Raw genomic sequence first — 24,738 nt, 5'->3', positions numbered from 1 at the left:
TGGGTCAGACCTTTCGCAGGAGCACCTTGGAGACGGCGTGCGTGGGGTCCTTGCGCAGCACCAGGGTCGCGCGCGACCGGGTGGGGCGAATATTCTGCAGCAGGTTGGGCTCGTTGATGCTGGTCCAGATGCTGCGCGCCTTGGCGCGAGCCTCATCGTTGGTGAGGTCGGCATAGCGGTGAAAGAAGGAGTTGGGGTTGGCGAACGCCCCGCGCTGCAATTTGAGAAAACGCTCCTCGTACCAGCGGGCGATGTCCTGGGTGCGAGCATCCACGTAGATCGTGAAGTCGAACAGGTCGCTGACCGAGAGGCCGTGGCCAGGCCCGGGCGGCTGCAGAACGTTGAGGCCCTCGACGATGAGAATGTCGGGCTGCCGCACGACGATCTGCGCGTCGGACACGATGTCGTAGCTCAGGTGCGAATAGAACGGTGACCGAACCTCGGGGGCGCCGCTCTTGACCGCACTCACGAACCGCAGCAGCGCACGTCGGTCGTAGGACTCCGGGAAGCCCTTACGCTCCATCAGGCCCCGGCGGTTCAGCTCCGCGTTGGGAAACAGAAAGCCGTCGGTCGTCACGAGTTCTACCCGCGGGGTGTCGTCCCAGCGGGCGAGCATTTCACGCAGCAGCCGCGCGGTGGTCGACTTGCCGACCGCGACCGAGCCGGCCACACCGATCACGAATGGCGTCGGGCGGGCGCGTTCGCCCAAGAATCCACTGGTGGCGCGGTGCAGCGTGCGAGCATTCGCCGCGTAGAGGTTGAGCAGGCGGCTCAGCGGAAGGTAGACGTCTGTCACCTCGTTGATGTCGAGCGGCTCGCCGATGCCTCGCAACTGCACGATCTCGGTCTCTTTGAGCGGCAGCAGAGTGGTCGGCGCGAGGGCTGCCCAGTCGGCTCGGTCGAGTTCCACAAAAGGGGTACCGTGACCGTTAATTACAGGGGCCAGCACCGGATCGGACATTCCCCCAAGCTTAGTCCGACTAAAATCGACTTCCATGTGCGGAATCGTAGGTTATGTCGGAAGCAATAAGACGGTTGACGTTCTCATGGGAGGGCTCGGACGGCTCGAATATCGCGGATATGACTCCGCGGGGATCGCCGTCATCGACGAGTTCGGTGTGCTCAACACGGCCAAGAGGGCCGGCAAGCTCTCTGCCCTGACCAGTGAGCTCAAGGCACACCCCATCAACAACGGTAAGACCGGTATCGGTCACACCCGCTGGGCCACCCACGGCGGCCCCACCGATGGCAATGCGCACCCGCACCTCGGCGACAACAACAAGCTCGCCCTCATTCACAACGGCATCATTGAGAACTTCGCGCCGCTGCGCGACGAACTACTCAATGAGGGCTTCACCTTTCTGAGCGAAACCGACACCGAGGTCGCCGCGGTGCTGCTCGGCCGTGAGTACCAGCGCGTCGGTGATCTGGCCGAGGCGTTCCGCACCATCGTGGCCCGCCTCGACGGCGCCTTCACGCTGCTGGCCGTGCACCAGGACCAGCCGGGCGTCGTCGTCGGCGCCCGGCGCAACTCCCCCCTCGTCATCGGCCTCGGCGACGGCGAGAACTTTCTCGGCTCCGACGTCGCCGCGTTCGTCGAGTACACCCGCCGCGCCGTCGCTATCGGCCAGGACCAGATCGTCACCATCACGCCCGACAGCGTCACCGTCACCGACTTCGACGGCAACCCGGTCGAGACCGAAGAGTTCGACGTCGCCTGGGACGCCTCGGCGTCCGACAAGGGCGGCTGGTCCAGCTTCATGGCCAAGGAAGTCTCCGAGCAGCCGGATGCCGTCGCGAACACCCTGCGCGGCCGCATCACGGACGGCCGCGTTGTGGTGCCCGAACTGACCGAATTCGGCGATGACGTGCTCGCGGGCATCCGTCGAATCGTCATCGTTGCCTGCGGAACCGCCGCCTACGCCGGCCAGACCGCCAAGTACGCCATTGAAAAGTGGGCCCAGGTGCCGGTGGATGTCGAACTCAGCCACGAATTTCGCTACCGCGACCCGGTGCTCAGCGACGACACCCTGGTGATCTCGATCAGCCAGTCCGGCGAAACCATGGATACGCTCATGGCCGTCAAATACGCCATGTCACTCGGTGCCAAGGCGATCTCGATCTGCAACACACAGGGCGCGACCATCCCGCGCGAGTCCGACGCCGTGATCTACACCCACGCCGGCCCGGAGGTTGCCGTGGCGTCGACCAAGGCCTTCGTGGCCCAGATCACCGCTCTCTACCTGTTTGCCCTGCACCTCGCGCGCGTGCGCGGCAGCCTCACCGAGGCCGCGCAGGCCGCGCAGGTCGCCGAGCTGCAGGCCATTCCGGAGAAGATTGCGACCGTTCTCGGCGTCGAAGACGAGGTGCGCCAACTGGCCCGTTGGATGAGCGACACCCGCGCTGTGCTGTTCCTCGGACGCCACGTCGGTTTTCCGATCGCGCTCGAGGGTGCGCTCAAACTCAAGGAGCTCGCCTACATTCACGCCGAAGGCTTCGCCGCCGGTGAGCTCAAGCATGGCCCGATCGCGCTGATCGAGCCTGGCCAGCCGGTGTTCGTCGTCGTGCCGAGCCCGCGCGGCTCCGCCCACCTGCACCCGAAGGTCGTCTCCAACATTCAGGAGATCCGCGCCCGCGGGGCCCGCATCATCGCCATCGCCGAGGTCGGCGACGCCGCTGTGCTGCCGTTTGCTGACACCGTCATTCACATTCCGCTCGCCGCGCCCCTGTTCGAGCCGTTGCTGGCCGTGGTGCCGTTGCAAATGTTCGCCATGGAACTTGCCATCGCTAAGGGCCTCGACGTCGACCAGCCGCGTAACCTCGCAAAGTCCGTCACGGTCGAGTAACCCCGATGATCAAGGGCATCGGGGTTGACGTGGTCGATCTGGCGCGGTTCACCCGCCAGATCGAGCGCACGCCACGCCTCGTACCGCGGTTGTTCGCCGAAAGCGAACGCGGCCTGCCGGTGCACTCCCTCGCTGCGCGCTTCGCCGCCAAGGAAGCCCTGATCAAAGCGCTCGGCGACAGCGCAGGGGTCACCTGGCACGAGATGGAAATCGTGAACGACCCACACGGCAACCCCGAATTCAGGCTGAGTGGCGCGGCCCTCAGAACCGTGAAAGATCGTGGTATCAGCCGGGTGCATGTCACCATGACCCACGACGCGGGCGTGGCCTGCGCGTTCGTCGTCGCAGAGGGTCAGCAATGAGCGGGTTTCGCGAGGCCGTGATCGACCTCGCCGCGATTCGCAGCAACATGGCCCACCTGCGCCAACTCGTCGGCACCCCGCACGCGATGGCGGTCGTCAAGGCCAACGCGTACGGTCACGGCGCGATCCCGGTGGCTCGCGCCGCCCTCGCCGGTGGGGCGGACTGGCTCGGCGTCGCTGACATCGACGAGGCACTGGCCCTGCGTGACGTCGGCATTGACGCACCGATTTTGGCCTGGCTGCACGACCCCGACGCCGATTTCAGCGCCGCCGTCGACGATGACGTGACCCTCGGGCTCTCGTCAGCGCGTCAACTGCAACAGGTAGCGGATGCGGCGGCGGAACTCGGCAGGACCGCATCCGTGCACCTGAAACTGGACACCGGGCTCAGCCGCAACGGAGTGCACGAAAACGACTGGGCCGAGGTGTTCGCGCTCGCCGCCGCACTTGAGCGGAGCGGACTGCTGCGCGTCGACGGGGTGATGAGCCACCTCGCCAATGCCTCAGAGCACGACGACCAGCAGGCGCTGGAGTGTTTCGAACGCGGCGTCGCTGAGGCCCGCGCCGCCGGCCTGACCCCCAACCTCGTGCACCTGGCCTCATCGGCGGCGGCGCTGAGACTGCCTGCCGCCCGCTTCACGATGGTGCGCTTCGGCATCACCGTCTACGGGCTGTCGCCGTTCGACGACGCGACGTCGGCCGATCTCGGGCTGGTGCCGGCCATGACGCTGCGCGGCCGGGTGGCCCTCGTGCGTCGGGTGAGCGCCGGCGCCGGCGTCTCCTACGACTATCTGTGGCGGGCGCCGCACGATTCCACGCTCGTGCTCGTGCCGCTCGGCTACGCCGACGGTATTCCGCGGCAGACGTCGGGCGAGGCGCTCGTACACATTCACGGCGAGAACTATCCGCTGGTTGGACGGGTGGCGATGGACCAGTTCGTGGTCAACCTTGGCGCCGATAACCCGGGCGTGGCCGTCGGTGATGAGGTCATCGTGTTCGGCGACCCCGCCACCGGAGCACCGAGCGCGACCGACTGGGCCGACGCGGCCGGCACGATCAACTACGAGATCGTGACCCGCATCGGCCACCGGGTGACCCGGCGACACATCAATGGCTGAGCTGCGTCGAACCATTCCGGATGCCGCAGCAATGCACCGGTTCGGCGTCGACCTCGCGCGCACCCTGCAGGTCGGTGACCTGATCGTTCTCACCGGACCGCTCGGTGCGGGCAAAACCACCCTCACGCGGGGCCTCGGTGAGGGACTGCGGGTGCGTGGAGCCGTCACCAGCCCCACCTTCGTGCTCGCGCGCACCCATCCGAGCCTCGTCGGGGGCCCGCCGTTCGTGCACGTCGACGCCTACCGTCTGAGCAGCGCCGTGGAACTCGACGACCTCGACATCGATTTCGCCCACTCCATCGTGGTCGTGGAGTGGGGCCGCGGCCTGCTTGACGGCATCACCGAATCTTGGCTCGACATCGAGATCGAACGGCCACAGGGTCGGTTGCAGGCAACGGATGCTGTGGCATCCGGGGCAGAAATCGATCTCGATCTCGATCTTGATCTCGACCTTGATCTCGACCTTGACGAGCCCCGTACGGTCACGATCACCCGGCACGGACCACGCTGGACCGACGACGCTGACTCACCCATTGACGGGATACCTCCACAGCCATGACTTTTCTGGAAGGTGTCATCATTCTTGTCGCTGGTATTGCGGCTGGCGTGATCAACGTCGTCGCGGGGGCCGGAACGCTCATCACTTTTCCCACGCTGTTGGCCCTCGGGGTTCCCCCGATCACAGCAAATGTCTCAAACACCGTTGGGCTCGTGCCCGGTTCGATTGCGGGCGCCTACGGCTACCGGCGGGAACTGGCGTCCCAGTGGCACGCGGTCGGTTGGATGGCTGTCTTCTCGGTCGTTGGCGGCGCTGTCGGCGGCTTACTCCTGCTGATTCTGCCCGAGGAGGCCTTCTCAGCGGTCGTTCCGTTTCTGCTGCTGCTCGCGGCGGGACTTTCAGCGGCGCAGCCCCGAGTCGCGCGATTCGTCCGGCGCAAGGCTCCGGCCGGCAGAGAAACCGACGCGCGCCCGGTGACCTTCGGGCTTATCCTCGGCATTCTCGGCACGGGTGTATATGGCGGTTATTTCGGTGCTGCCCAGGGAGTCGTGCTGCTCGCATTTCTGGGAATCCTATGGTCGACCGACCTGCATCGGGCCAACGGAGCCAAGAACGTGCTGGCCGGTACGGCCAACCTGATCTCGGCGATTATCTTCATCTCCAGCGGCACCGTGGACTGGGTGATCGCCGTGCTCATCGGTGTCGGGTCGGCTGCCGGTGGGTGGTTGGGTGCACGCATTGGGCGACGGTTGTCGGCGCCGGTGCTACGAACAATCCTGATCGTGGTCGCGCTCACCGCGGCGGTCGTTCTCTTTCTGACCTAGGTAGGCTGAACGAATGCTGCTCTCCATCGATACCTCGGCCGGCACGAGCGTTGCTGTCGTCGATCGAGACCGCGGTGTTCTTTCTGAACGCGGCGAAAGTGACACCATGCGGCACGCCGAAGTGGTCGGCCGGCTCATTCAGGAATGCCTGACCGAAGCGGATGTAGCGGTGTCAGCACTGTCCGGAGTTGTCGGTGGGATGGGGCCCGGACCGTTCACCGGCCTGCGCGTCGGTATTGCCGCGGCCCGAGTCTTCGCGCTCGGCGCCGGAAAGACGCTGGTCCCCGTCATCAGCCACGACGCCATCGCCTATGGCCACTATCAGGCCGGCCACGTCGGACCGCTCCTCGTCGTCACCGATGCTCGCCGGCGCGAGGTCTACTGGTCGACCTACACCGGTGCCGACTCGGTCGGGCTGCCCGTACGTGCCGAAGCGCCCGGCCTGGCCAAACCCACCGAACTCGATGTCCCCGGCTGGGCGTACGCCGGCTGGCCGCGGCGGGACGCCGTTGTGGTCTCCGCCGGCGATCTCGGCATGGTCGCCGAACTGCGGTTCGCCCACGGTCGAGTGTCCGCCGCGAACGCGCCGCTGTACCTGCGATCACCCGACGTCACCGTATCGAACGGACCGAAGCGGGTGAGCCGATGACCTGGCAACTGCGCCGCGCGCACGGGGCCGACCTTGCCGCCATCATGCGTCTCGAAACCAGCATCTTCGAGAACGACGCCTGGTCGGCGCCCATGATGGCGCGCGACCTCGGCGACCCGGCCTGCTACTATCTCGTGGCCTTTCCTCCTGACGATCCGAACAACGTGGAAGCGTACGCCGGGCTGCTTGCGCCGCAAGGAGCCACCGAGGGCGACGTTCAGACCATCGCCGTCGCTGGCTCGGCGCGCGGACACGGGCTCGGCCGCACGCTCATGCAGGCGCTCATCAGCGAGGCCCGCAAGCGCGGCGCCCGGCTGATCTTTCTCGAGGTGCGCGCCGACAACCCCGGCGCCCAGCGCCTCTACGAACGCCTCGGATTCATCGACGTGGGGGTGCGCCGCGGCTACTACCAACCCGACAACGTCGACGCCATCGTCATGCGCCTGAATATTCCCGAACTGGAATCTATGCTCACCACGTCTACCGTGACGGTGCTCTCATGAATCGATTAGCCCCGCTCGTGCTCGGTATCGAGACCTCCTGCGACGAGACCGGCATCGGCATCGTGCGTGGGACCGCCTTGCTCTCCAACACGATCGCGAGCTCGATGGACGAGCACGCCCGCTACGGCGGCGTCGTGCCCGAGATCGCGGCCCGGGCACACCTTGACGAGCTCGTGCCGGCGATCAACGCGGCCGTCGCCGAGGCGGGCATCCGCCTGACCGATCTGGACGCCATAGCCGTCACCTGCGGGCCAGGACTCTCCGGTGCGCTCATGGTCGGTATCGGCGCCGCCAAGGCGCTCGCGGTCGCGCTCGACAAGCCGATCTATGCGGTCAACCACCTCGTCGGCCACGTCGGCGCCGACCTGCTGCAAACCGGCACCGAACCGCTCGAGTACCCGACGATCGCCCTGCTCGTCTCCGGCGGCCACACCTCGCTGCTGCTCGTGCGAGACCTGGTCAGCGACGTCGAACTGCTCGGCGAGACCATCGACGACGCCGCCGGCGAGGCCTTCGACAAGGTCGCCCGGCTGCTCTCCCTGCCGTACCCGGGCGGGCCGCAGATCGACCGGGTCGCCGCCGACGGCAACCCGAAGGCCATTCGATTCCCGCGCGGACTCAGCCAGCCCAAAGACATGGCCGCGCACCGCTACGATTTCTCGTTCTCGGGGCTGAAGACCTCGGTCGCGCGCTTCGTCGAACAGCGTCAGGATGCCGGCAAACCAGTGCCAATCGGCGATGTCGCGGCAAGTTTTCGGGAGGCGGTTGTCGACATTCTGCTCACCAAGGCTCTCGCCGCGTGCGCCGACTACGACGTGCCGCGCCTGCTGCTCGGCGGCGGCGTCATCGCCAACGCCCGGCTGCGTGCGGTTGCCACCCGGAGAACGGATGCTGCCGGCGTCGTGCTGCGCATCCCGCCGCTGTCACTCTGCACCGACAACGGTGCCATGATCGCAGCCCTGGGCGCGCAGCTGATCATGGCCGGACACGAGCCGTCGACGCTGCAATTCGGCGCCGATTCCACCCTGCCGGTCGGCCAGATCCAAGTCTCGGGTTTGCCACTGTCGCTCGACGCACCGTAACGCGATAATCTGGCCGTGCGACCACCGAACGAAATTATGAAGGAGACCGCAAATGTCTGATCCCACCCAGCCCCCCGTCGACCCGGCGAGCTCGAAGCCTACCGACTCCAGCGTTCCGCCGGCATACGAAACTCCGGCCGCCCCGGCCTACCCGGCACCGGGTGCCCCGGCCGCTCCCGCCTACGGCCAGGCTTCGGCGTACGGCCAGCCACCCGCGTACGGCCAGAACCCGTACGGGCAGCAGAGCCCACAGGACAAGTACAACGTCTTGTCGATCATCTCGCTCGTTACCTCGATTCTCGGCATTTCGATTGTCGGTGTGATTACCGGCCACATCGGCATGAGTCAGATCAAGAAGACCGGCGAAAAGGGCCGCGCTCTGGCGCTCTGGGGCTTGATTCTTGGATACCTCGGCTTTGCCCTCGGCCTCATCGGGGGCATCATCATCGCCGCCATTGTCATCGGTTCCGCCACGACCGGCTCGACCTACTACAACTAACCCCAATCGGGCGGCCTCGAATGTGGCCACCCGACAAGTTTCCGACCGACACCGACCGAACCCGGTGGGCGGCCAGAGGACAGCTATGACTCCACCCCACCGGGACTCCGACACCTCGGCGCATCTGGACCACACGCGCGCCCCCGCGCCGCCCGGGAGTCAGCTCGACTGGGAATCGACGGTCACCGCTCCGACCGAGTTCGTGCCGTACACCTACACCGAGGCGGAGGTGGCGCGCATCACCAGCCGCCGCCGCCTCTCGGTCGCTTCCGTGATCTGTGGCCTGTTCGGGCTCGCCCTCGGCGTGATCGGTGTGTTCGGGTTGCCGATCGCGCTGATCGCGATCACCCTCGCGCTGATCGCGCGTACGACCGAAAATCGGGCGCGCACACTCTGGCGCAGCGGTCTCGTCAGCGGCCTCGTCGGCGTTCTGCTCGCGGCCGGCTGGGTCGTCTACATCAGCCAGACCCTACTGCCCCTGCTCTCAGGTACCTAACGCAGTTACCGCACGCGCTCCACGAGCAGCGCCACGCGATGCCCGGCCACCCGCGTCAGAATCAGCGTCGCCGACTCCGGCCCCTTGAGCTTCAATCGGGTGCGCAACGTCGCCGGGTCAACGTCGACGCCACGCTTCTTGATCTCCAGCGTGCCGATGCGTCGCGCAAGCAGCGCGAGCCGCAGCTTCTTCTCATCGAACGGAAGCGTCTCGAGTACCCGGAACGCGTTCGCGAACGGCGTTGGCGTGAGTGTGTCATTGGTCAGGTAGGCGATGCCCTCGCTGAGCATACGAGCATTCAGCGAGCGGGCCAGGTCGCCAATCAGGCGCGCCCGAATGACCGTGCCGTCAGGTTCGTAGACGTAATTGCCCAGTTCGCCCACGGGCGCGTCTTCGCTGTCGTCGGGAGCGGTCAGCTCTTGGGCGCCGCCAGCGGTCAGCAGCAGTGCCGATCGACGGATGCCGGGGCGCGCGAGGGCGCCAAACCACAGCCCCATCTCCACCAACTGGCCATCGACCGACACCCATTGGGCTTCGGCGTCGACCGGAATCTGATCGCGGTCATGACCGGGACCGAGCTTCATGCCGAGCGGCAGAGTTGTGGCGAGCAGGTAGGCGAAGTCGAGTGCGGGGGAGTAGTCCTCGGAGCGGGTCAGCCTCGTTGTGTTGCTATGCCCGCTCGTGCGACGGGCCGGGTCGAGCCAGACCGCGTCACAGCCGGTCAGATCGACAGTCTCGGCGTCGGCTTGCAACGCCTGAGCGTTCGGAAACGGCGCAAGGTTGAAGCTCGCTACGGTCGCCGTCACCTCGTCGGCATCAACGGCCAGGACCGGTAGATCCAAAGCGGCGAGGGCCATCGCGTCACCGCCGATTCCGCAGCCCAGGTCGGCAACCCGGGATGGGTGGCCGAGTGCGGCGGACAGTCCGGCGAATCGGCCGGCGTGCAATGCGGCGACTCGCAACCGGGTCGCCTGTTCCAGACCGGCTTCGGTGAACAGCATCCGCTCGGCAAATTCACCGAACTTGCCAACGGCTTTCGCTCGAAGGCGGGACTGGCTGAGCACGGCCGACACGAGCCCGGGCGCATGCCCGGCCCTACGCAGATCGGTGATCAGCTTGAGTACGTCTCCGTTGCTGTCGTACGGCGGCAGGGAGTCCAGCAGCCGTAAACTCGCGGGGGACAGCAGCTCGACGAGTTCGGTTCGATCCATGCTGCAACGCTACCAAAATGACCCCCTTCTGGCACTCACGTTGCGTGAGTGCCAGAAGCCCCCTAAACTTCACTTGGCACTCTCGCTGTGAGTCTGCTAACCCAAATCTTAGAAAGAGGTCAACCGTGTCGGTCTCCATCAAGCCGCTCGAGGATCGCATCGTCATCAAGCAGGTCGATGCCGAGCAGACCACCGCATCAGGTCTGGTCATTCCGGACACCGCGAAGGAAAAGCCCCAGGAGGGCGAAGTCGTTGCAGTCGGCCCCGGCCGCATTGACGACAACGGCAACCGCATTCCCCTCGACATCGCCATCGGCGACAAGGTCATCTACTCCAAGTACGGCGGAACCGAGGTTAAGTTCGGTGGCGATGACCTGCTGGTTCTCTCCGCTCGCGACGTGCTCGCCGTGGTCGTACGCTGAGTAGTTTCTTCACCACCTAGTCCCTAGACTGAAGCTCCCGAATGGCGTCGCCATTCGGGAGTTTTTGTGTTTTCAGGAGATCATTCATGACGGATGCTGCCGCACCAGCCCGCACGGCAGCCCGCTCCACGCACCGCACCGGGCTCATCTTCGGCGGCCTCGCCTACGCTCTGTGGGGTGTGCTGCCCCTCTATTTTCTGCTGCTCACGCCCGCGGGTGCCTTTGAGATCGTGGCCTGGCGGGTGTTGTTCTCCCTGGTCTTCTGCGCCCTGATCATCACGGTCACCCGCACGTGGACCGTGCTCGGGCGGGCCCTGCGGCAGCCGCGTCTGGTCTGGATCATGGGCCTGGCCGGTGTCTTCATCTTCATCAACTGGCAGACCTATGTGATCGCCGCGACCACCGGACACGTCGTCGAAGCGGCGCTCGGCTACTTCATCAACCCGATCGTCACGGTGCTGCTGGGCGTCTTCGTGCTGCGCGAACACCTGCGTCGGCTGCAGTGGATGGCCATCGGAATCAGCTTTCTCGCCGTGGTCGTGCTCGCCGTGGGATACGGCTCGCTGCCCTGGATCTCGCTCATTCTGGCGTTCTCCTTCGGGTTCTACGGCCTGATCAAGAAACGCGTCGGCCCGAGCGTCGACGCCGTGACCGGTCTCACCCTCGAGACCGCGTGGCTGGCCCCCGTTGCCGTCGTGCAACTTCTCGTCGTTTCGGGAATGTCCGGGCTCACCTTCGGCACCGTGTCGCCCTGGCACACGGCGGGCCTGCTCGCGGCCGGTGTCATCACCGCGGTTCCGCTGCTGTTGTTCGCCGCGGCCGCCCGGCGTCTGCCGCTGACCGTGCTCGGGCTCATTCAGTTCGTGGCTCCGGTGCTGCAGTTTCTCGTGGGTGTATTCATTTTGAACGAGGCGATGCCGCTCCAACGCTGGGTTGGATTCGGACTGGTCTGGGTCGCCCTGATCATCTTGACGCTCGACATGGTCGCCTCCGGTCGCGCTCCGCGCCGCAGTGCCCTCGAACCGGCCTGACCAGCCGATACGCTGAACCGACAGCCTTCCAGCTCGTACCAAAGGATTCTGATGCCCCGTCGTCCGCTCGTCGTCGTCGTTCTGCTGGCAGCCCTGGCTCTGGCCGGGTGCACGAGCGCACCGGCGGCCAAGCCGAGCTCCACCCCGGTCGCGGTCGTGACGACCGCACCGAGCGGCGACGGAACGCTGAGCATCGGCACGCTGTTTCCGATGACCGGTGACAACGCCGCGAGCGGCGCCGCCCAGGTCGCCGGCACCGAACTCGCCGTGCGCGATATCCTGGCCGAGCAGACCACGCCCACCCGAGCCGTGCAGCTCATTCACCGCAACTCGGCCGGCGACCTCGCCGCGGCCTACGTCGACCTCGCGGCGCGCGGCGTCGACCTCGTGCTGTGGGACGCGACGACGACGTTACCAGCGGAAGCCGAGGCATCCGTGGGCAACGCCGCCATCGTCGCCCTGATCGATTTCGCAAACGGGGGCACGCCGCTCGCCGCCGCCGATGCGTTTACCGCGCGCCTGAAGACCGCTGACCCCGGCCTCGCCGGCACCGCGGGCGGCGCGGAAGCCTACGACGGGGTGATGACGGCCGCCCTGGCCGCCGTCATCACGGGCGACGATGGCGGCGCCTCGCTCGAAGCGGGCTGGCCCCGGGTGACGTCTGGAAGCGCCGTGTGCACCTCTTGGGGGGAGTGTGTGCTTGCCCTGAGCGAGACGCAAACCGTTGATTATCAGGGGATTACCGGCCGTCGTTCGTAACGATTTGATCGCTTTACACGGTTGTGACACGAACAGGTAGGTTTCGGGGCCTGTGATTGCCTACTCTGACACCACGGCAGTCAATCGGCTGACCAGACTTACCTCTCTTCAACCATCAAGGAGCAACATGAGCGTATTCGCGAAGGCCTCGGCCTCCCGCTCAGTTCGTACCCTCGTTACCGGCGTCGCCCTCATCGGCGTGAGTGCACTTCTGCTCACCGGGTGCAGCAACGGTGCCGCTACGGCACCGAGCGAATCCGCAGCCCCCGCTGCAGGTTCTGCTGACTTCAAGACGGTCGAGGCCGGTGATCGCAATCTTTCCCTGAAGATCGGCACCATCCTCCCACAGAGTGGTGGACTGGCCTTCCTCGGCCCGCCCGAAGAAGCGGGCGTTCAGCTCGCTGTACAGGACGTCAAGGACGCAAACCTCGGGATCGACATCGAAGCGATTCTTCGCGACTCGGGCGACACCACGACCGACACGGCGACCGTTTCGGTGACCGACCTGCTCTCGCAGGACGTTTCGGCCATCATCGGTGCCGCCTCGTCGGGCGTGACCAAGACCGTGATCGATCAGATCACCGGGGCAGGGGTTGTGGAGTTCTCTCCGGCCAACACCTCACTCGACTTCACCAACTACGCGGACAAGGGCCTGTACTGGCGTACCGCCCCCTCTGACCTGCTGCAGGGTGAGGTGCTCGGCAACCAGATCGCTGATGACGGCGTCAGCACGCTCGGTCTCATCGTCCTCAACGACTCGTACGGAACCGGCCTCGCCAAGGTGCTCACCGAGACCTTCGAAAGTTCAGGCGGCAAAGTCGTCGCGACCTCGCTCTTCAACGAGGGTGACTCCAACTTCGCGGCGCAGATCTCCGAGGTGACCGCCCAGAACCCTGACGCGATCGCCCTGATCACCTTCGACCAGTCCAAAATCATCGTTCCCGCGCTCGTCGGTTCGGGCTACCCCGGTGGGAAGCTCTACTTCGTTGACGGAAACCTGAAGGACTACAAGGCCGACTTCGCTGCCGGACTCATCACCGGCTCGAAGGGCACACTGCCCGGCCTCGACGTTGGAACCCTGGGAAATTTCACCGAGCGCCTCCTCAAGATCGACCCCACTCTGACGGACTACAGCTATGCGGCTGAGTCCTATGACGCGGTCATCCTGATCGCCCTGGCCGCCTATGCAGCCAACGACACGTCGGGTCAGTCGATTGCCGACTACCTCCGCCAGGTCTCGGGCGGCACCGGCGACGGTACCAAGGTGACGGACTTCAAGTCCGGCGCCGAGGCACTCGCCAAGGGTGAGCAGATCAACTACGACGGATTCTCCGGCCCGATCACGTTCGACAAGAACGGCGACCCGACCGAGGCGACCATCGGAATCTACGAGTACAAAGCCGACAACACGTACACCCGCATTAACTAGTCAGCGCCGGCCTTCGGGCGTGGCAGGAAGGGCCCCGACTCCGGTTGGGGCCCTTTTGCGTGCCCTGACCCGTTGTGGTCGAACACGTCGAGACCACAAACGATGCCGCCGAGGGCAGTGGGAACACAGAAGCGGCGCCCGAGAGACTCTCGGGCGCCGCTGAGAAGCTGCTGGGGGCGGTTCTGCGGGTTAATCCTGCCCGAGGGTGCCCAGGTACAGGCCGATGACCTTGGGGTCATTCAGCAGCTCGCGGCCGGTGCCGGTGTAGGCGTCGCGGCCCTGGTCGAGCACGTAACCGCGGTCACAGATCTGCAGGCAGCGACGAGCGTTCTGCTCGACCATGATCGTCGTCACCCCCGCCTTGTTGATCTCCTTCACCCGCAAGAAAGCCTCATCCTGGCGCACCGGAGAGAGGCCGGCACTCGGCTCGTCGAGCAGCAGTACGTGCGGTCCCATCATCAGCGCGCGGCTCATGGCGACCATCTGGCGTTCGCCACCCGAGAGCGAACCCGCGCGCTGCGACATGCGCTTGCCGAGCTCCGGGAAGATCTCCGTGACGAATTCCAGCCGCTCCACGAGACCCTTGGGCTTCTGAAAGATCCCCATCTCGAGGTTCTCGCGAATGGTCAGGGTGGGAAACACGTTGTTGTTCTGCGGCACGAAACCGACACCCTGGGCGACGAGCTTGTTCGCCTTGAGATTGGTGATGTTGTTGCCGCGCAGCAGAATCTCGCCGTCGCGCACTTTCACGAGGCCGAAGATCGCCTTGAGCAACGTCGACTTGCCGGCACCGTTCGGACCGATGATGCCGATGAGTTCGCCGTCGTAGGCGGTGAGCGAACAGGAGTTGAGAATGTTCACACCGGTCACGTAGCCGGCGGTGACGGTCTTGACCTCGACGACCGCGTTCCGGGTCTTGGTCGGAGCCGGCACGGCCAGCGGGTCAGCGTTCGTCATTGAGCAACTCCTTTATGGCTGACACGTTCTCGGTTTCGGCGCTGAGGTCTTCGCCGATGTCCTCGTCGTGGTGCTGTCCGAGGTAGGCGTCGATCACCGCTGGGTTCTTCATGACTTCGTGCGGGTCGCCCTCGGCGACCACCTTGCCCTCGGCCATCACGATCACCCAGTCCGCGATGTGGCGCACCATGTGCATGTCGTGCTCCACGAACAGAACGGTCATACCCTGGGATTTGAGGTTCAGAATGTGGTCGAGCAGCGACTGGGTCAGGGCCGGGTTGACCCCGGCCATCGGCTCGTCGAGCATCACAAGGGTCGGGTCACTCATGAGCGCTCGCGCCATTTCGAGCAGCTTGCGCTGGCCACCGGACAGGCTCGCGGCATAGTCATCTTTTTTGGTGTCGAGCTTGAACCGGGTGAGCAGATCGAGCGCTTTGGCCCGGTTCTCCTCTTCCTGGTTGCGCCAGAGAAAAGGCATCAGGGCGCGGAACATGTTCTCGCCGGTCTGGCCCGTGGCGCCGAGCAGCATATTGTCCATGACGGTCAGCAGGCCGAGCGCCTTGGTCAGCTGAAACGTGCGAATCTGACCCATGCGGGCGACCTTGTAGGCGGGAACGCCGGCGAGGGAGCGGCCGTCGAAGGTCCACCTGCCGCTGTCGGGCTTGTCGAAGCCGGTCAGCAGGTTAAACAGCGTGGTCTTGCCGGCGCCGTTCGGCCCGATCAGCGCGGTGATGGCGCCGCGCGGAACCTCAACGTGGTCGACATCGACGGCGGTGAGGCCGCCGAACGTGCGTCGCACGTTGTCGACGACGAGGATCGGATCGATCTTCTCGCAGCCCGGTTCGGCGTCGCCGATGTGTAGGCCGGTCGTTTTGATCGGCTTGGCCGTGGGAACCACGCCGGTCGAAACGGGGCCAGCGGGGCCCGTGCCAGTGGGAACAGTATTAGCGGACAAAAGCCAACTCCTTCTTGTTTCCGAAGATGCCTTGCGGTCTGAAAATCACAATCAGCATGATCGCCACCCCGACCAGGATGAAACGTAGCTGCCCGGCCTGGATGCTCGACATGAACGGCAACCAGCCTGCCTCCACGGCCCGGGCGACGAAACCGGAGAAGAACGACAGCAGCACCCAGAAGATCATCGAACCGATGATCGGGCCGAGCACCGTCGCGGCTCCGCCGAGTAGCAGGATGGCGTAGATGAAGAAGGTCAGTGTCGTCTGGTAGTTCGACGGCACGACCGCTCGCGGCAGGGCAAAGATCATGCCGGCGATGGTGCCGAGAACACCACCGAAAATGAGTGACTGCATTTTGTAGGCGTAGACGTTCTTGCCGAGCGCGCGCACGGCGTCTTCGTCTTCCCGGATGCCCTTGATAACACGGCCCCAGGGGCTGCGCATGATCTGCCAGACCAGCAGCGCGGCGAGAATCACGATTGACCAGGCCACGATGCGCAGCCAGGTGTCGTAGGCGTTGTTCGTGAATGGGCCGAAGCCGTAGGTGCCGTCGGCGAGCGGGTTGAGCGCCGCAAACTCGTTCTTGTAGCCGCTCAGTCCGTTGGCCGACCCGGTGACCGACGCGAACGTGTTTGTCGTGAACAACAGCCGCACGATCTCGGCGGCGGCAATCGTAACGATCGCGAGGTAGTCAGCGCGCAGTCGCAGCGTCGGAATACCCAAAATCAGGGCGAACAAAACGGATGCCCCGACGCCGACCAGAAAGGCTCCCCAGACGGGAAACCCAAAGGTCAGAATCGAGATCGCATAGCCGTAGGCTCCAAGAGCCATAAACCCGGCCTGGCCGAAGTTGAGCAGACCGGTGTAGCCGAAATGCACCGCGAGCCCGAGGGCGGCGAGGGCGTATGCGGCCGTGGTCGGGCTGATCAGCTCGACGGCTGCGTTACTAAAGATTGCTCCCCAGTCCATGTGAACCCCTAACCAATTCTCTCTTTGCGACCCAGGATGCCTTGCGGCCGAAGCAGCAGCACCAGGATCAACACGACAAGGGCGCCGACGTACTTCATGTCGGACGGAAGCCACAACGTCGACAACTCAACAAACAAGCCGACGATAATCGAGCCGATCAGGGCGCCGAACGCGGTACCGAGGCCACCGAGTGTCACGGCGGCGAACACGAGCAGAAGCATTTGGAACCCCATGTCCCAGCTCACGCCGGGCCTGAAGTAGGCCCAGAGCACGCCGCTCAACCCGGCGAGGGCTGCGCCGACCACCCAGACGATGCGAATGACGCCGTCAACGTCGATGCCGCTCGCCGAGGCGAGGCTCGGGTTGTCCGAGACAGCGCGGGTGGCCTTGCCGACGCGGGTGCGCAGCAAGAAGTAGGCGACAGCGAGCAGCACGACAACGCTGATGCCCATGCTCGCGAGGTCAATCGGCGAGAGCGAAATCGCGCCGAACTTGAGGTCGGCCATACCGGCACCGGGCAGCTGGCTCGTGCCGCCGCCGAAGAAATACTGGTAAAGGTAGCGCAGTGCGAGCGACAGGCCGATGCTGACGATCATGAGGGGGATAACGGCTACCCCCTTCTTGCGCAGCGGTTTCCACAGGACCGCGTCGAGACCCCAGCCGAGGCATCCGCTGAGCACAATCGCGATCAGGATGGCCAGCCAGATCGGCAGGCCGAGGGTCACCGAGAAGACCAGTGTCATGAGGGCGCCGAAGGTGATCATTTCGGCGTGGGCGAAGTTACTCAGGCCCGTTGTACCGAAGATCAGCGACACGCCGATCGCGGCGAGGGCCAGCAGCAGGCCGAAGTTCACGCCGTTCACGAACCGGTTGACGAACTGGTCGAAGAAGCTGACCGTGGTGCGGGTGCCTTCACCGAGGAAGAAGTTCACCGAGCGGCGGTCGGTCAGCCCGAACTCCGCATTGATGACATTGGCGCCCTTGGCGACGATGACGCCCTTCGGCAGGGTCTCTTCGTCCAGGGTTACTTTGTAGGTGCCCTTTTCGGGAACCCCGATCGACCACTTGCCCTCGGCGTCAGTCACGGTGTCGGCCTTGTAACCGTTACCGTCGACGGCGATGGAAACACGGTCGAGGGCTTTTCCGTTGAACTGCACGTTGCCCGAGAGGGTGAAGTTGTACTCGGTGCCCACCTCGTCGGCGTGCGCGCTGCCCGCCGAGAAGGTGGCCAGGGTGAGGGCTGCGAGAAGCGTCACAAACAGGATGGCCAACATCCTGGGTACGTATCTCTGAGCCGTAAGAGTGGACTTCACGGGACCTCCATGTTGGTGCCGACCGGTGGGTGACCGGGCGGGCGCCGGGCAAGTACTGCCAACGTCGTTGTTGAGAGTACGTGCCGATTATGTCCTATATGTTTCGAAACTCCGCACTGGCTCACAATTCGTGGGCGGAATGTGATGAGCCCAAACACGCTTAACATTGGAGGACCGGTTGTTTCACGCGTTCTGCCGGATAATTTTCTGTTTTTTGCTATAGGTAAGGGGTTTCATGGATCAGCCAGATCCGTTCGGATTCACCGGGCTCACCTACGACGACGTGCTGCTCCTGCCGGGGCACACCGACGTCATTCCGAGTGAGGCGGTCACCAAGTCCCGCTTGACCCGGCGAATCGACGTGTCGTTGCCGCTGCTCTCGAGCGCCATGGACACCGTCACCGAGACGCGCATGGCCATCGCCATGGCCCGCGAGGGCGGCCTCGGAATTCTGCACCGCAACCTCTCGATCGGCGACCAGGCCGAACAGGTCGACCTGGTCAAGCGCAGCGAATCCGGAATGATCACCAATCCGGTCACCACTTCGCCCGACGCGACCGTGGCCGAGGTTGACGCCCTGTGCGGCCAGTTCCGCATCAGCGGGCTACCCGTCATCGACGGCGCGGGTGTTCTCGTCGGAATCATCACCAACCGTGACATGCGCTTCGTGCCCCACGCCAAGAAGGCTCTCACCCGGGTGCGCGAGATCATGACGACGTCCCCGCTGATCACCGGCAAAGTCGGTATGGCCCCCGAAGATGCACTCGCGATCTTCGCCAGGCACAAGATCGAGAAGCTCCCGCTGATCGATGCCGGCGGAAAGCTCACCGGTCTGATCACCGTGAAGGACTTCGACAAGAGCGAAGAGTATCCCCTCGCCACCAAGGATGACGGTGGGCGCCTGCGTGTCGGCGCGGCGATCGGCTTCTTCGGCGACGCCTGGGAGCGCGCGAGCGCCCTGCTCGAATCGGGGGTGGACGTGCTCGTAGTGGACACCGCCAACGGCGACAGTGCCGGCGTGCTCGACATCATTCGCCGTCTAAAATCAGACAAGGCCTTCGCCGACGTTGACGTGATCGGTGGAAACGTAGCCACCCGTTCGGGCGCCCAGGCGCTCGTCGACGCGGGCGCTGACGCCATCAAGGTGGGCGTGGGTCCCGGCTCCATCTGCACCACCCGCATCGTGGCCGGTGTGGGTGTTCCTCAGATCACTGCCGTCTATCAGGCCTCGCTTGCCGCACGCGAAACCGGTGTTCCGGTCATCGCCGACGGCGGACTGCAGTACTCCGGTGACATCGCCAAGGCCCTCGTGGCCGGCGCCGACACCGTCATGCTCGGCTCCCTGCTCGCCGGCTGCACCGAAAGCCCCGGCGAACTCGTGTTCGTCAACGGCAAGCAGTTCAAGACTTACCGCGGCATGGGATCGCTCGGCGCGCTGCAGACCCGCGGCTCAAAGACCTCGTATTCCAAGGACCGCTACTTTCAGTCCGACGTGCCGAGCGATGAGAAGCTCATTCCCGAGGGCATCGAAGGCCAGGTTCCGTACCGCGGCCCGCTCGCGGCGGTGGCCTACCAGCTCACCGGCGGCCTGCGTCAGTCCATGTTCTATGTGGGCGCCCGCACCATCGCCGAGCTCAAGCAGAAGGGCAAGTTCGTGCGCATCACGCCCGCCGGGCTCAAGGAATCGCACCCGCACGACGTGCAGATCGTGGTCGAGGCGCCCAACTACCGCCGCTAGTCATTGCCGAACCCAGCCCGGATGGCTGCTGGTATCCGGGCTTAGTTCGTTTTGTAGTGCTCCACGACGAGGGCCCGGTACGGGTCGGCTAAACTGAAACCATGGAAATCGAGATCGGCCGTTCCAAGCGCGCACGCCGCGTGTACGCCTTCGACGACATCGCGGTGGTGCCCAGTCGGCGCACCCGCGACCCGGAGGACGTGTCGGTCGGGTGGACCATCGACGCCTACCAGTTCGCCATTCCGGTGCTCGCGGCACCGATGGACTCCGTCGTCTCGCCCACCACCGCCATCATGATGGGCCAGCTCGGCGGCGTCGGCGTGCTCGACCTCGAAGGTCTGTGGACCCGGCACGAGAACCCCGAGCCGCTGCTCGCCGAAATTCGCAGACTGCCCGCTGACACGGCGACCGCCCGCATGCAGGAGATGTACTCCGCCCCGATCCAGCCGGCGCTCGTCACCGCCCGCCTCGCCGAGATTCGCGCCGGCGGCGTCACAGTGGCCGGGGCCCTCTCGCCCCAGCGCACCCAGGAGCTCTACGAAACCGTCGTCGACGCTGGCGTTGATCTGTTCGTCATTCGCGGCACAACCGTCTCGGCTGAGCACGTGTCGCAGAACCAGGAACCGCTCAACCTCAAGAAGTTCATCTACGAACTCGACGTTCCCGTCATCGTCGGCGGCGCGGCCACCTACACGGCTGCCCTGCACCTCATGCGCACCGGAGCCGCGGGCGTTCTGGTCGGTTTCGGCGGAGGAGCCGCGTCGACCACCCGCACGACCCTCGGCATCCACGCCCCGATGGCGACCGCGGTAGCAGACGTTGCCGGCGCGCGTCGCGACTACATGGACGAATCGGGTGGCCGCTACGTGCACGTCATCGCCGACGGTGGCCTCGGCACGTCGGGCGACATCGTCAAGGCCGTCGCCTGCGGCGCCGACGCCGTCATGCTCGGCACCGCGCTGGCCCGGGCAACGGATGCCCCCGGTGGCGGATTCCACTGGGGCGCCGAGGCACACCACGCGCAGCTGGCGCGTGGCAAGCGGGTCGAGGTCGGCTCCGTCGCCCCGCTCGAGGAGATTCTGTACGGCCCGGCGCCGGTCGCCAACGGCACCGCCAACCTGATCGGCGCGCTGCGTCGGTCGATGGCAACCACCGGCTACTCCGATCTCAAAGAATTTCAACGGGTTGAAGTGGTTGTCGCGCCGTACCGAGTGAACTAGCGTCGAAGATAGACGTACTTTTCTTCGATCACCCGCAACAATGTTGTCGCAGCACGCCCTGACCTCTCGTCTTGAACACTGAGTCTGAACAGGAGTAGCAATGGCTTCCCACAATTCGGTTACCCGGTCCACAAAATTAGGGCCTGAGGAGCGGGTCGCCGCTCTCACCAAGCTCAAAGACAAAGAACTCGACATTCTTGTCGTCGGCGGCGGCATCGTCGGCGCCGGCGCCGCCCTTGATGCCGTCACGCGCGGCTTGAGTGTGGGCATTCTGGAAGCGCGGGACTGGGCGTCGGGCACGTCGAGCCGGTCGTCCAAGCTTGTGCACGGCGGCATCCGCTATCTGGAACAGCTCGACTTTCGTCTGGTGCGCGAGGCCCTCACCGAGCGGGGCCTGCTGCTGCAGCGAATCGCGCCGCACCTCGTTAAGCCGGTGCGGTTTCTGTACCCGCTCAAGAAGCGCTTCACCGAACGGTTCTACATCGGCGCCGGCATGCTGCTCTATGACATTTTCTCGTACACCGGCGGGCGCCCGCCCGGTGTGCCGCACCACCGCCACCTGTCGAAGAGCCAGGTGCAGAAGCTCATTCCGAGCCTCGCCAATGACGTCCTGGTCGGCGGCATCACGTACTACGACGCCCAGGTCGACGATGCCCGCTACGTGTCGTCGCTCGTGCGCACGGCTTCGTTCTACGGTGCGCACGCGGCCAGCCGGGTGCGGGTCGAGGGGTTCATCAAGGTGGGGGAGCGCGTCGTGGGCGTGCACGCCCACGACCTGCAGACCGACGAACACTTCGACGTTCGGGCCAAGCAGGTCGTGAACGCGACCGGCGTCTGGACCGATGACACCCAGCGCATGGTCGGCGAACGCGGCACCTTCAAGGTGCGGGCGTCGAAGGGCGTGCACCTCGTGGTGCCGCGCGACCGGTTCCAAAGCGCCATGGGTCTGCTGCTGCGCACCGAAAAGAGCGTCCTGTTCGTGATTCCGTGGGGCCGACACTGGCTCATCGGCACGACCGATACCGACTGGCACCTCGACAAGGCGCACCCGGCCGCGACAGCAGCCGACATCGATTACATTCTCGAACACATCAACTCCGTGCTGAGCGTGCCGCTCACCCGCGAAGACGTCGAGGGCGTCTACGCCGGGCTGCGTCCGCTCCTGGCCGGTGAGAGTGACCAGACCTCGAAGCTGTCCCGCGAACACCTTGTCGGGCACTCCGTGCCCGGCCTCGTCGTGATCGCCGGCGGCAAGTGGACCACCTACCGCATCATGGCCAAAGACGCAGTGGATGCCGCGGTCTCGGCCCTCGACGGACGCATCCCCGGGTCGGCGACCCACGACATCCCCTTGCTGGGGGCTGAGGGATACCAGGCCGCCTGGAACAAGCGCGGCAAGATCGCCAGGGCGTTCGGACTGCACACGGTGCGGGTGGAACACCTGCTCAACCGCTATGGCACCCTCGCCGACGAACTGCTCGACCTGATCAGGGCGAACCCGGCGCTCGCCGAGCCGTTGCCCGGCGCCGACGACTACATCGGTGCCGAGGTCGTCTATGCGGCCTCACACGAGGGCGCCCTGCACCTCGAAGACGTGCTCGCCCGTCGCACCCGCATCTCGATCGAGGCGTGGGACCGCGGGGTCTCGGCTGCGCCGGTCGCCGCCGCGCTGATGGCCGGCGTTCTTGGCTGGGACCAGGAGCGCGTCGACCGCGAGGTGGGCTTCTACCTCACCCGGGTCGCCGCCGAGCGTGCTTCGCAGGAGGAGCCCAACGACGAATCCGCCGACCGAGTGCGCCTCGAAGCCCCCGACATCGTGGTCACCAACTAGCGCGCCGGCCCGCGCGCCCGCTCCCTATCGCGCGCCCGCTCGCCGAGTTCACCGCGCCACGTACCGGTGGCCGCGCCACCTATAACTGGCGCGGCGACCGGTAACGGGCGCGGCGACGGTTCAACCACCCAGGCACGCCACCGAAAACTGGCGCGGGCACCGATACCGGGCGCGGCGAGGGCGCAACTCACCGGCGTCGGGTGCGACCATGACGTCTGGCAGGGGCGAGCAGCCAGGTCGGGGTCGCTACCGGACCCGAGGTACGCCGATGCGCGCGAGGTACGCTCCGAACGCTGCGAGGTCGCGCGCGATCGGCCAGTCCCACCGTGAAACGGATGGCCCGCACGCGCGAATTCGATCTTCACGGTGCTTCTCGTCCATGACGACCTCGGCGGTGGTGCGTCCGCGGGTGTACGCGTCCTTCAGATACTTGCCGAGCTCGTCGAACTCCGCGACCTTGTTGATGCTTCGCCAGAAGAAGTCGACAAAAGCGATGAACCCGGCGGCATCGTCGAAGCGTACCTGCAGCTCGGGAACGGCGAACCCGAGCAAGAACATGTGCGCGCGGCTGATCGATTCCCCGCCTGAATCGGACTTTGTCGACGCGAAGTCCCCGGCGCGAAGTGCCGCAGTTCTGCCGGAGCAGCGGCCGGAGCAGCCGAGGGTGTCCAGGGCCGCCTGCAACTCGTCGCGCGTGGCCAGCGTCGTTCCCGGGCCGCCTCCGGGTGCCATCATGCGCGGCACGTGGATACTCCGGTCCATCATCGCGACGGCTTGCGGAAACGGCAGAATGCGAGCCATCGCGACAGCGGCGTGCGCCGCCGACGTGACGAACAGTCCACCTCGCATGACGGCCCGGGTTGCCAGGGCGTCCGGGGCGGTGGCGCTGTGCCGCACGATGCCGGGTTTGGAACGACCGCCGGATGCCTGCGGGACATCGATGTGAACATCCGTCGGCCAGCTTGATGGTCGGGGGAACCCCCAGATCGCCGCCGCGGAGTAGTGGGAGAACACCGGCGGATCGGCGCTGACCGCAGCGTAGGCGCGGATGCGAAAAAGGTAGCGCGCGTCGAGATCGAGGCGTTCCCAGTGCGGGGTGGGCAGATAGACGCCGCGCCGCAGCCGGGTGACTCGGCGGTGGGCAAACTCAGTGCGAAGCGCCTCGTGCAGTCCGATCGCCGCAGCATCGCAGGACAGGATGAGGCCGTCTGGCCGCACGCGGGCTGCGGGCAGGTGGTTCGATGCAGGTTCGAAGGGCGCCGTGTTTGCCATGGCCAGAGAATGGCAGCAAATGGGTTGCTTGGGCCGCACGCCGGTGCATCTGTGCATAACTCAGCTCCGTGGTCGCTCACCGCGCCCGGTGCCGGTGGCCGCGCCACCTGGAGCTGGCGCGGCCACCGGCACCGGGCGCTGCGACGGATACGACGGGCGCACGGGGTCAAAAGCGGCTCCGATAGACTGGCAGCACTGCCCCTAAACCTCAGGAGTCATGACAATGGTTGATGTTCGGCGGGTCAAACTTCCCGGCGTGGGTGTGCTGCACACCTTCATCACGGATGACGGCGGCAAGGTTGGCGTTATCGCCCACCGTTCCGGCCACAGCGACCTCATTACCTTCGCCGACGACGAGGGCGGCCCCGACGCGAGTAAGGTTTCGCTGCGGCTCAACGAAGACGAGGCGCATACCCTCGCCGAGCTGCTCGGCGGCACCCAGATCACCGAGTCGCTCACCGCCCTCGACCAGATTCCCGGGCTCAGCATTGACTGGTTCACCGTCGACTACGAAGACCATATCGCCGGCCAGTCGCTCGGCAATCCCGCCGACCGCGGCATCGCCGGACTGACCGTGGTCGCCGTCGTGCGCGGCGAATCCGCCAACCCCGCCCCTGCCGCCGACTTCAAAGTCTTTCCCGGTGACACCCTCGTCGTCGCCGGCTCGCCCGAAAAGGTCGTCAAGGCCTTCGCGTTCTTTCGCACCGGTGAAGTGAAGGCGAAGACCGTCGACGTTCCACCCGGGGGGTAGG

General features: G+C 65.5%; 25 protein-coding genes. 18 read left to right on the top strand and 7 right to left on the bottom strand.

Annotated features, from left to right (window positions below):
* Positions 1–4 precede the first annotated feature (4 nt).
* Complete coding sequence (coaA, locus tag IWX77_RS05000) at positions 5–961, bottom strand: type I pantothenate kinase (protein ID WP_196843429.1); 957 nt, start codon at positions 959–961, stop codon at positions 5–7.
* Positions 962–995: 34 nt separating this feature from the next.
* On the opposite strand from coaA, the gene glmS reads away from it, so the two are divergent.
* The 10 genes from glmS (at position 996) to IWX77_RS04950 (ending at position 8,878) form a co-directional block, all read left to right on the top strand.
* Positions 996–2,846: a glutamine--fructose-6-phosphate transaminase (isomerizing) gene (glmS, locus tag IWX77_RS04995; protein ID WP_196843428.1), complete on the top strand. Its 1,851-nt coding sequence runs from the start codon at positions 996–998 to the stop codon at positions 2,844–2,846.
* Positions 2,847–2,851: 5 nt separating this feature from the next.
* Entirely contained in the window at positions 2,852–3,208 is a 357-nt protein-coding gene (locus IWX77_RS04990; protein WP_196843427.1) for a holo-ACP synthase, read from the top strand.
* Entirely contained in the window at positions 3,205–4,326 is a 1,122-nt protein-coding gene (alr, locus tag IWX77_RS04985; RefSeq protein WP_196843426.1) for an alanine racemase, read from the top strand. Before IWX77_RS04990 ends, alr begins: the two co-directional genes overlap by 4 nt.
* Positions 4,319–4,885: a tRNA (adenosine(37)-N6)-threonylcarbamoyltransferase complex ATPase subunit type 1 TsaE gene (tsaE, locus tag IWX77_RS04980; RefSeq protein ID WP_196843425.1), complete on the top strand. Its 567-nt coding sequence runs from the start codon at positions 4,319–4,321 to the stop codon at positions 4,883–4,885. The genes alr and tsaE overlap by 8 nt, the downstream gene beginning before the upstream one ends.
* Positions 4,882–5,649 (top strand): sulfite exporter TauE/SafE family protein, encoded by a 768-nt coding sequence (locus IWX77_RS04975; RefSeq protein ID WP_196843424.1) that lies wholly within the window; start codon positions 4,882–4,884, stop codon positions 5,647–5,649. Before tsaE ends, IWX77_RS04975 begins: the two co-directional genes overlap by 4 nt.
* Positions 5,650–5,662: 13 nt before the next feature.
* A complete protein-coding gene (gene tsaB, locus IWX77_RS04970; RefSeq protein ID WP_196843423.1) occupies positions 5,663–6,298 on the top strand; it encodes a tRNA (adenosine(37)-N6)-threonylcarbamoyltransferase complex dimerization subunit type 1 TsaB in 636 nt (211 codons plus the stop codon).
* Positions 6,295–6,801: a ribosomal protein S18-alanine N-acetyltransferase gene (rimI, locus tag IWX77_RS04965; protein WP_196843422.1), complete on the top strand. Its 507-nt coding sequence runs from the start codon at positions 6,295–6,297 to the stop codon at positions 6,799–6,801. The genes tsaB and rimI overlap by 4 nt, the downstream gene beginning before the upstream one ends.
* Entirely contained in the window at positions 6,798–7,883 is a 1,086-nt protein-coding gene (tsaD, locus tag IWX77_RS04960) for a tRNA (adenosine(37)-N6)-threonylcarbamoyltransferase complex transferase subunit TsaD (protein ID WP_196843421.1), read from the top strand. The genes rimI and tsaD overlap by 4 nt, the downstream gene beginning before the upstream one ends.
* Before the next feature lie 52 nt (positions 7,884–7,935).
* Positions 7,936–8,382, top strand: coding sequence for a DUF4190 domain-containing protein (locus IWX77_RS04955; protein ID WP_196843420.1), 447 nt, complete (start codon positions 7,936–7,938; stop codon positions 8,380–8,382).
* 85 nt (positions 8,383–8,467) lie between these two features.
* Positions 8,468–8,878, top strand: a complete 411-nt coding sequence (locus tag IWX77_RS04950; RefSeq protein ID WP_196843419.1) for a hypothetical protein — start codon at positions 8,468–8,470, stop codon at positions 8,876–8,878.
* A gap of 5 nt (positions 8,879–8,883) precedes the next feature.
* Here IWX77_RS04950 and IWX77_RS04945 read toward each other — a convergent pair whose 3' ends face one another.
* Positions 8,884–10,089, bottom strand: a complete 1,206-nt coding sequence (locus IWX77_RS04945) for a class I SAM-dependent methyltransferase (RefSeq protein ID WP_196843418.1) — start codon at positions 10,087–10,089, stop codon at positions 8,884–8,886.
* Between the two features lie 125 nt (positions 10,090–10,214).
* Between IWX77_RS04945 and groES the strand changes: the two genes are divergently transcribed.
* The 4 genes from groES (at position 10,215) to IWX77_RS04925 (ending at position 13,730) form a co-directional block, all read left to right on the top strand.
* Positions 10,215–10,511, top strand: coding sequence for a co-chaperone GroES (groES, locus tag IWX77_RS04940; protein ID WP_196843417.1), 297 nt, complete (start codon positions 10,215–10,217; stop codon positions 10,509–10,511).
* A gap of 86 nt (positions 10,512–10,597) precedes the next feature.
* Entirely contained in the window at positions 10,598–11,542 is a 945-nt protein-coding gene (gene rarD / locus IWX77_RS04935; RefSeq protein ID WP_196843416.1) for an EamA family transporter RarD, read from the top strand.
* 51 nt (positions 11,543–11,593) lie between these two features.
* Positions 11,594–12,301: an ABC transporter substrate-binding protein gene (locus IWX77_RS04930; protein ID WP_196843415.1), complete on the top strand. Its 708-nt coding sequence runs from the start codon at positions 11,594–11,596 to the stop codon at positions 12,299–12,301.
* Positions 12,302–12,428: 127 nt separating this feature from the next.
* The gene (locus IWX77_RS04925) at positions 12,429–13,730 is read left to right on the top strand and encodes an ABC transporter substrate-binding protein (protein WP_196843414.1); all 1,302 of its coding nucleotides are present in this window, start codon (positions 12,429–12,431) and stop codon (positions 13,728–13,730) included.
* A 189-nt stretch (positions 13,731–13,919) separates the two neighbouring features.
* Here the strand turns inward: IWX77_RS04925 and IWX77_RS04920 are convergent, their stop codons facing one another.
* The 4 genes from IWX77_RS04920 to IWX77_RS04905 are packed head-to-tail and all read right to left on the bottom strand — an operon-like array spanning position 13,920 to position 17,886.
* Positions 13,920–14,687, bottom strand: coding sequence for an ABC transporter ATP-binding protein (locus tag IWX77_RS04920; protein WP_196843413.1), 768 nt, complete (start codon positions 14,685–14,687; stop codon positions 13,920–13,922).
* A complete protein-coding gene (locus IWX77_RS04915) occupies positions 14,674–15,585 on the bottom strand; it encodes an ABC transporter ATP-binding protein (protein ID WP_196843544.1) in 912 nt (303 codons plus the stop codon). Before IWX77_RS04915 ends, IWX77_RS04920 begins: the two co-directional genes overlap by 14 nt.
* Positions 15,586–15,631: 46 nt before the next feature.
* Entirely contained in the window at positions 15,632–16,612 is a 981-nt protein-coding gene (locus tag IWX77_RS04910) for a branched-chain amino acid ABC transporter permease (protein ID WP_196843412.1), read from the bottom strand.
* A gap of 8 nt (positions 16,613–16,620) precedes the next feature.
* Positions 16,621–17,886 (bottom strand): branched-chain amino acid ABC transporter permease, encoded by a 1,266-nt coding sequence (locus tag IWX77_RS04905; RefSeq protein ID WP_196843410.1) that lies wholly within the window; start codon positions 17,884–17,886, stop codon positions 16,621–16,623.
* Positions 17,887–18,160: 274 nt separating this feature from the next.
* Between IWX77_RS04905 and guaB the strand changes: the two genes are divergently transcribed.
* From guaB to IWX77_RS04890, 3 genes are all read left to right on the top strand, one after another.
* Positions 18,161–19,663 (top strand): IMP dehydrogenase, encoded by a 1,503-nt coding sequence (guaB, locus tag IWX77_RS04900; protein WP_196843408.1) that lies wholly within the window; start codon positions 18,161–18,163, stop codon positions 19,661–19,663.
* A 101-nt stretch (positions 19,664–19,764) separates the two neighbouring features.
* Positions 19,765–20,883 carry a GuaB3 family IMP dehydrogenase-related protein gene (locus tag IWX77_RS04895; protein WP_196843407.1) on the top strand — a complete coding sequence of 373 codons (1,119 nt, stop codon included), beginning with the start codon at positions 19,765–19,767 and terminating at the stop codon, positions 20,881–20,883.
* A 100-nt stretch (positions 20,884–20,983) separates the two neighbouring features.
* Positions 20,984–22,714, top strand: a complete 1,731-nt coding sequence (locus IWX77_RS04890; RefSeq protein ID WP_196843405.1) for a glycerol-3-phosphate dehydrogenase/oxidase — start codon at positions 20,984–20,986, stop codon at positions 22,712–22,714.
* A 246-nt stretch (positions 22,715–22,960) separates the two neighbouring features.
* Here the strand turns inward: IWX77_RS04890 and IWX77_RS04885 are convergent, their stop codons facing one another.
* Positions 22,961–23,986, bottom strand: coding sequence for a hypothetical protein (locus IWX77_RS04885; protein ID WP_196843404.1), 1,026 nt, complete (start codon positions 23,984–23,986; stop codon positions 22,961–22,963).
* Positions 23,987–24,203: 217 nt separating this feature from the next.
* On the opposite strand from IWX77_RS04885, the gene IWX77_RS04880 reads away from it, so the two are divergent.
* Positions 24,204–24,737, top strand: a complete 534-nt coding sequence (locus IWX77_RS04880; RefSeq protein ID WP_297412739.1) for a cation:proton antiporter regulatory subunit — start codon at positions 24,204–24,206, stop codon at positions 24,735–24,737.
* Position 24,738 lies beyond the last annotated feature (1 nt).

Source organism: Cryobacterium sp. CAN_C2 (assembly GCF_015751745.1).
In the GTDB taxonomy this organism is placed as follows: Bacteria; Actinomycetota; Actinomycetes; order Actinomycetales; family Microbacteriaceae; genus Cryobacterium.
The sequence above is the reverse complement of the archived record's forward strand: the minus strand, read 5'-3'. Positions and strand labels throughout refer to the sequence as shown.

Bases quoted from the DNA above. Each gene is read 5' to 3' on its own strand.
- glmS (WP_196843428.1), top strand. From the start codon at position 996: ATGTGCGGAATCGTAGGTTATGTCGGAAGCAATAAGACGGTTGACGTT.
- IWX77_RS04945 (WP_196843418.1), bottom strand. From the start codon at position 10,089: ATGGATCGAACCGAACTCGTCGAGCTGCTGTCCCCCGCGAGTTTACGG.
- IWX77_RS04880 (WP_297412739.1), top strand. From the start codon at position 24,204: ATGACAATGGTTGATGTTCGGCGGGTCAAACTTCCCGGCGTGGGTGTG.
- tsaB (WP_196843423.1), top strand. From the start codon at position 5,663: ATGCTGCTCTCCATCGATACCTCGGCCGGCACGAGCGTTGCTGTCGTC.
- IWX77_RS04910 (WP_196843412.1), bottom strand. From the start codon at position 16,612: ATGGACTGGGGAGCAATCTTTAGTAACGCAGCCGTCGAGCTGATCAGC.
- IWX77_RS04890 (WP_196843405.1), top strand. From the start codon at position 20,984: ATGGCTTCCCACAATTCGGTTACCCGGTCCACAAAATTAGGGCCTGAG.
- IWX77_RS04885 (WP_196843404.1), bottom strand. From the start codon at position 23,986: ATGGCAAACACGGCGCCCTTCGAACCTGCATCGAACCACCTGCCCGCA.
- IWX77_RS04975 (WP_196843424.1), top strand. From the start codon at position 4,882: ATGACTTTTCTGGAAGGTGTCATCATTCTTGTCGCTGGTATTGCGGCT.
- IWX77_RS04950 (WP_196843419.1), top strand. From the start codon at position 8,468: ATGACTCCACCCCACCGGGACTCCGACACCTCGGCGCATCTGGACCAC.
- guaB (WP_196843408.1), top strand. From the start codon at position 18,161: ATGGATCAGCCAGATCCGTTCGGATTCACCGGGCTCACCTACGACGAC.
- IWX77_RS04905 (WP_196843410.1), bottom strand. From the start codon at position 17,886: ATGTTGGCCATCCTGTTTGTGACGCTTCTCGCAGCCCTCACCCTGGCC.
- IWX77_RS04925 (WP_196843414.1), top strand. From the start codon at position 12,429: ATGAGCGTATTCGCGAAGGCCTCGGCCTCCCGCTCAGTTCGTACCCTC.
- IWX77_RS04990 (WP_196843427.1), top strand. From the start codon at position 2,852: ATGATCAAGGGCATCGGGGTTGACGTGGTCGATCTGGCGCGGTTCACC.
- coaA (WP_196843429.1), bottom strand. From the start codon at position 961: ATGTCCGATCCGGTGCTGGCCCCTGTAATTAACGGTCACGGTACCCCT.
- tsaE (WP_196843425.1), top strand. From the start codon at position 4,319: ATGGCTGAGCTGCGTCGAACCATTCCGGATGCCGCAGCAATGCACCGG.
- IWX77_RS04955 (WP_196843420.1), top strand. From the start codon at position 7,936: ATGTCTGATCCCACCCAGCCCCCCGTCGACCCGGCGAGCTCGAAGCCT.
- alr (WP_196843426.1), top strand. From the start codon at position 3,205: ATGAGCGGGTTTCGCGAGGCCGTGATCGACCTCGCCGCGATTCGCAGC.
- IWX77_RS04920 (WP_196843413.1), bottom strand. From the start codon at position 14,687: ATGACGAACGCTGACCCGCTGGCCGTGCCGGCTCCGACCAAGACCCGG.
- rarD (WP_196843416.1), top strand. From the start codon at position 10,598: ATGACGGATGCTGCCGCACCAGCCCGCACGGCAGCCCGCTCCACGCAC.
- IWX77_RS04895 (WP_196843407.1), top strand. From the start codon at position 19,765: ATGGAAATCGAGATCGGCCGTTCCAAGCGCGCACGCCGCGTGTACGCC.
- tsaD (WP_196843421.1), top strand. From the start codon at position 6,798: ATGAATCGATTAGCCCCGCTCGTGCTCGGTATCGAGACCTCCTGCGAC.
- IWX77_RS04930 (WP_196843415.1), top strand. From the start codon at position 11,594: ATGCCCCGTCGTCCGCTCGTCGTCGTCGTTCTGCTGGCAGCCCTGGCT.
- rimI (WP_196843422.1), top strand. From the start codon at position 6,295: ATGACCTGGCAACTGCGCCGCGCGCACGGGGCCGACCTTGCCGCCATC.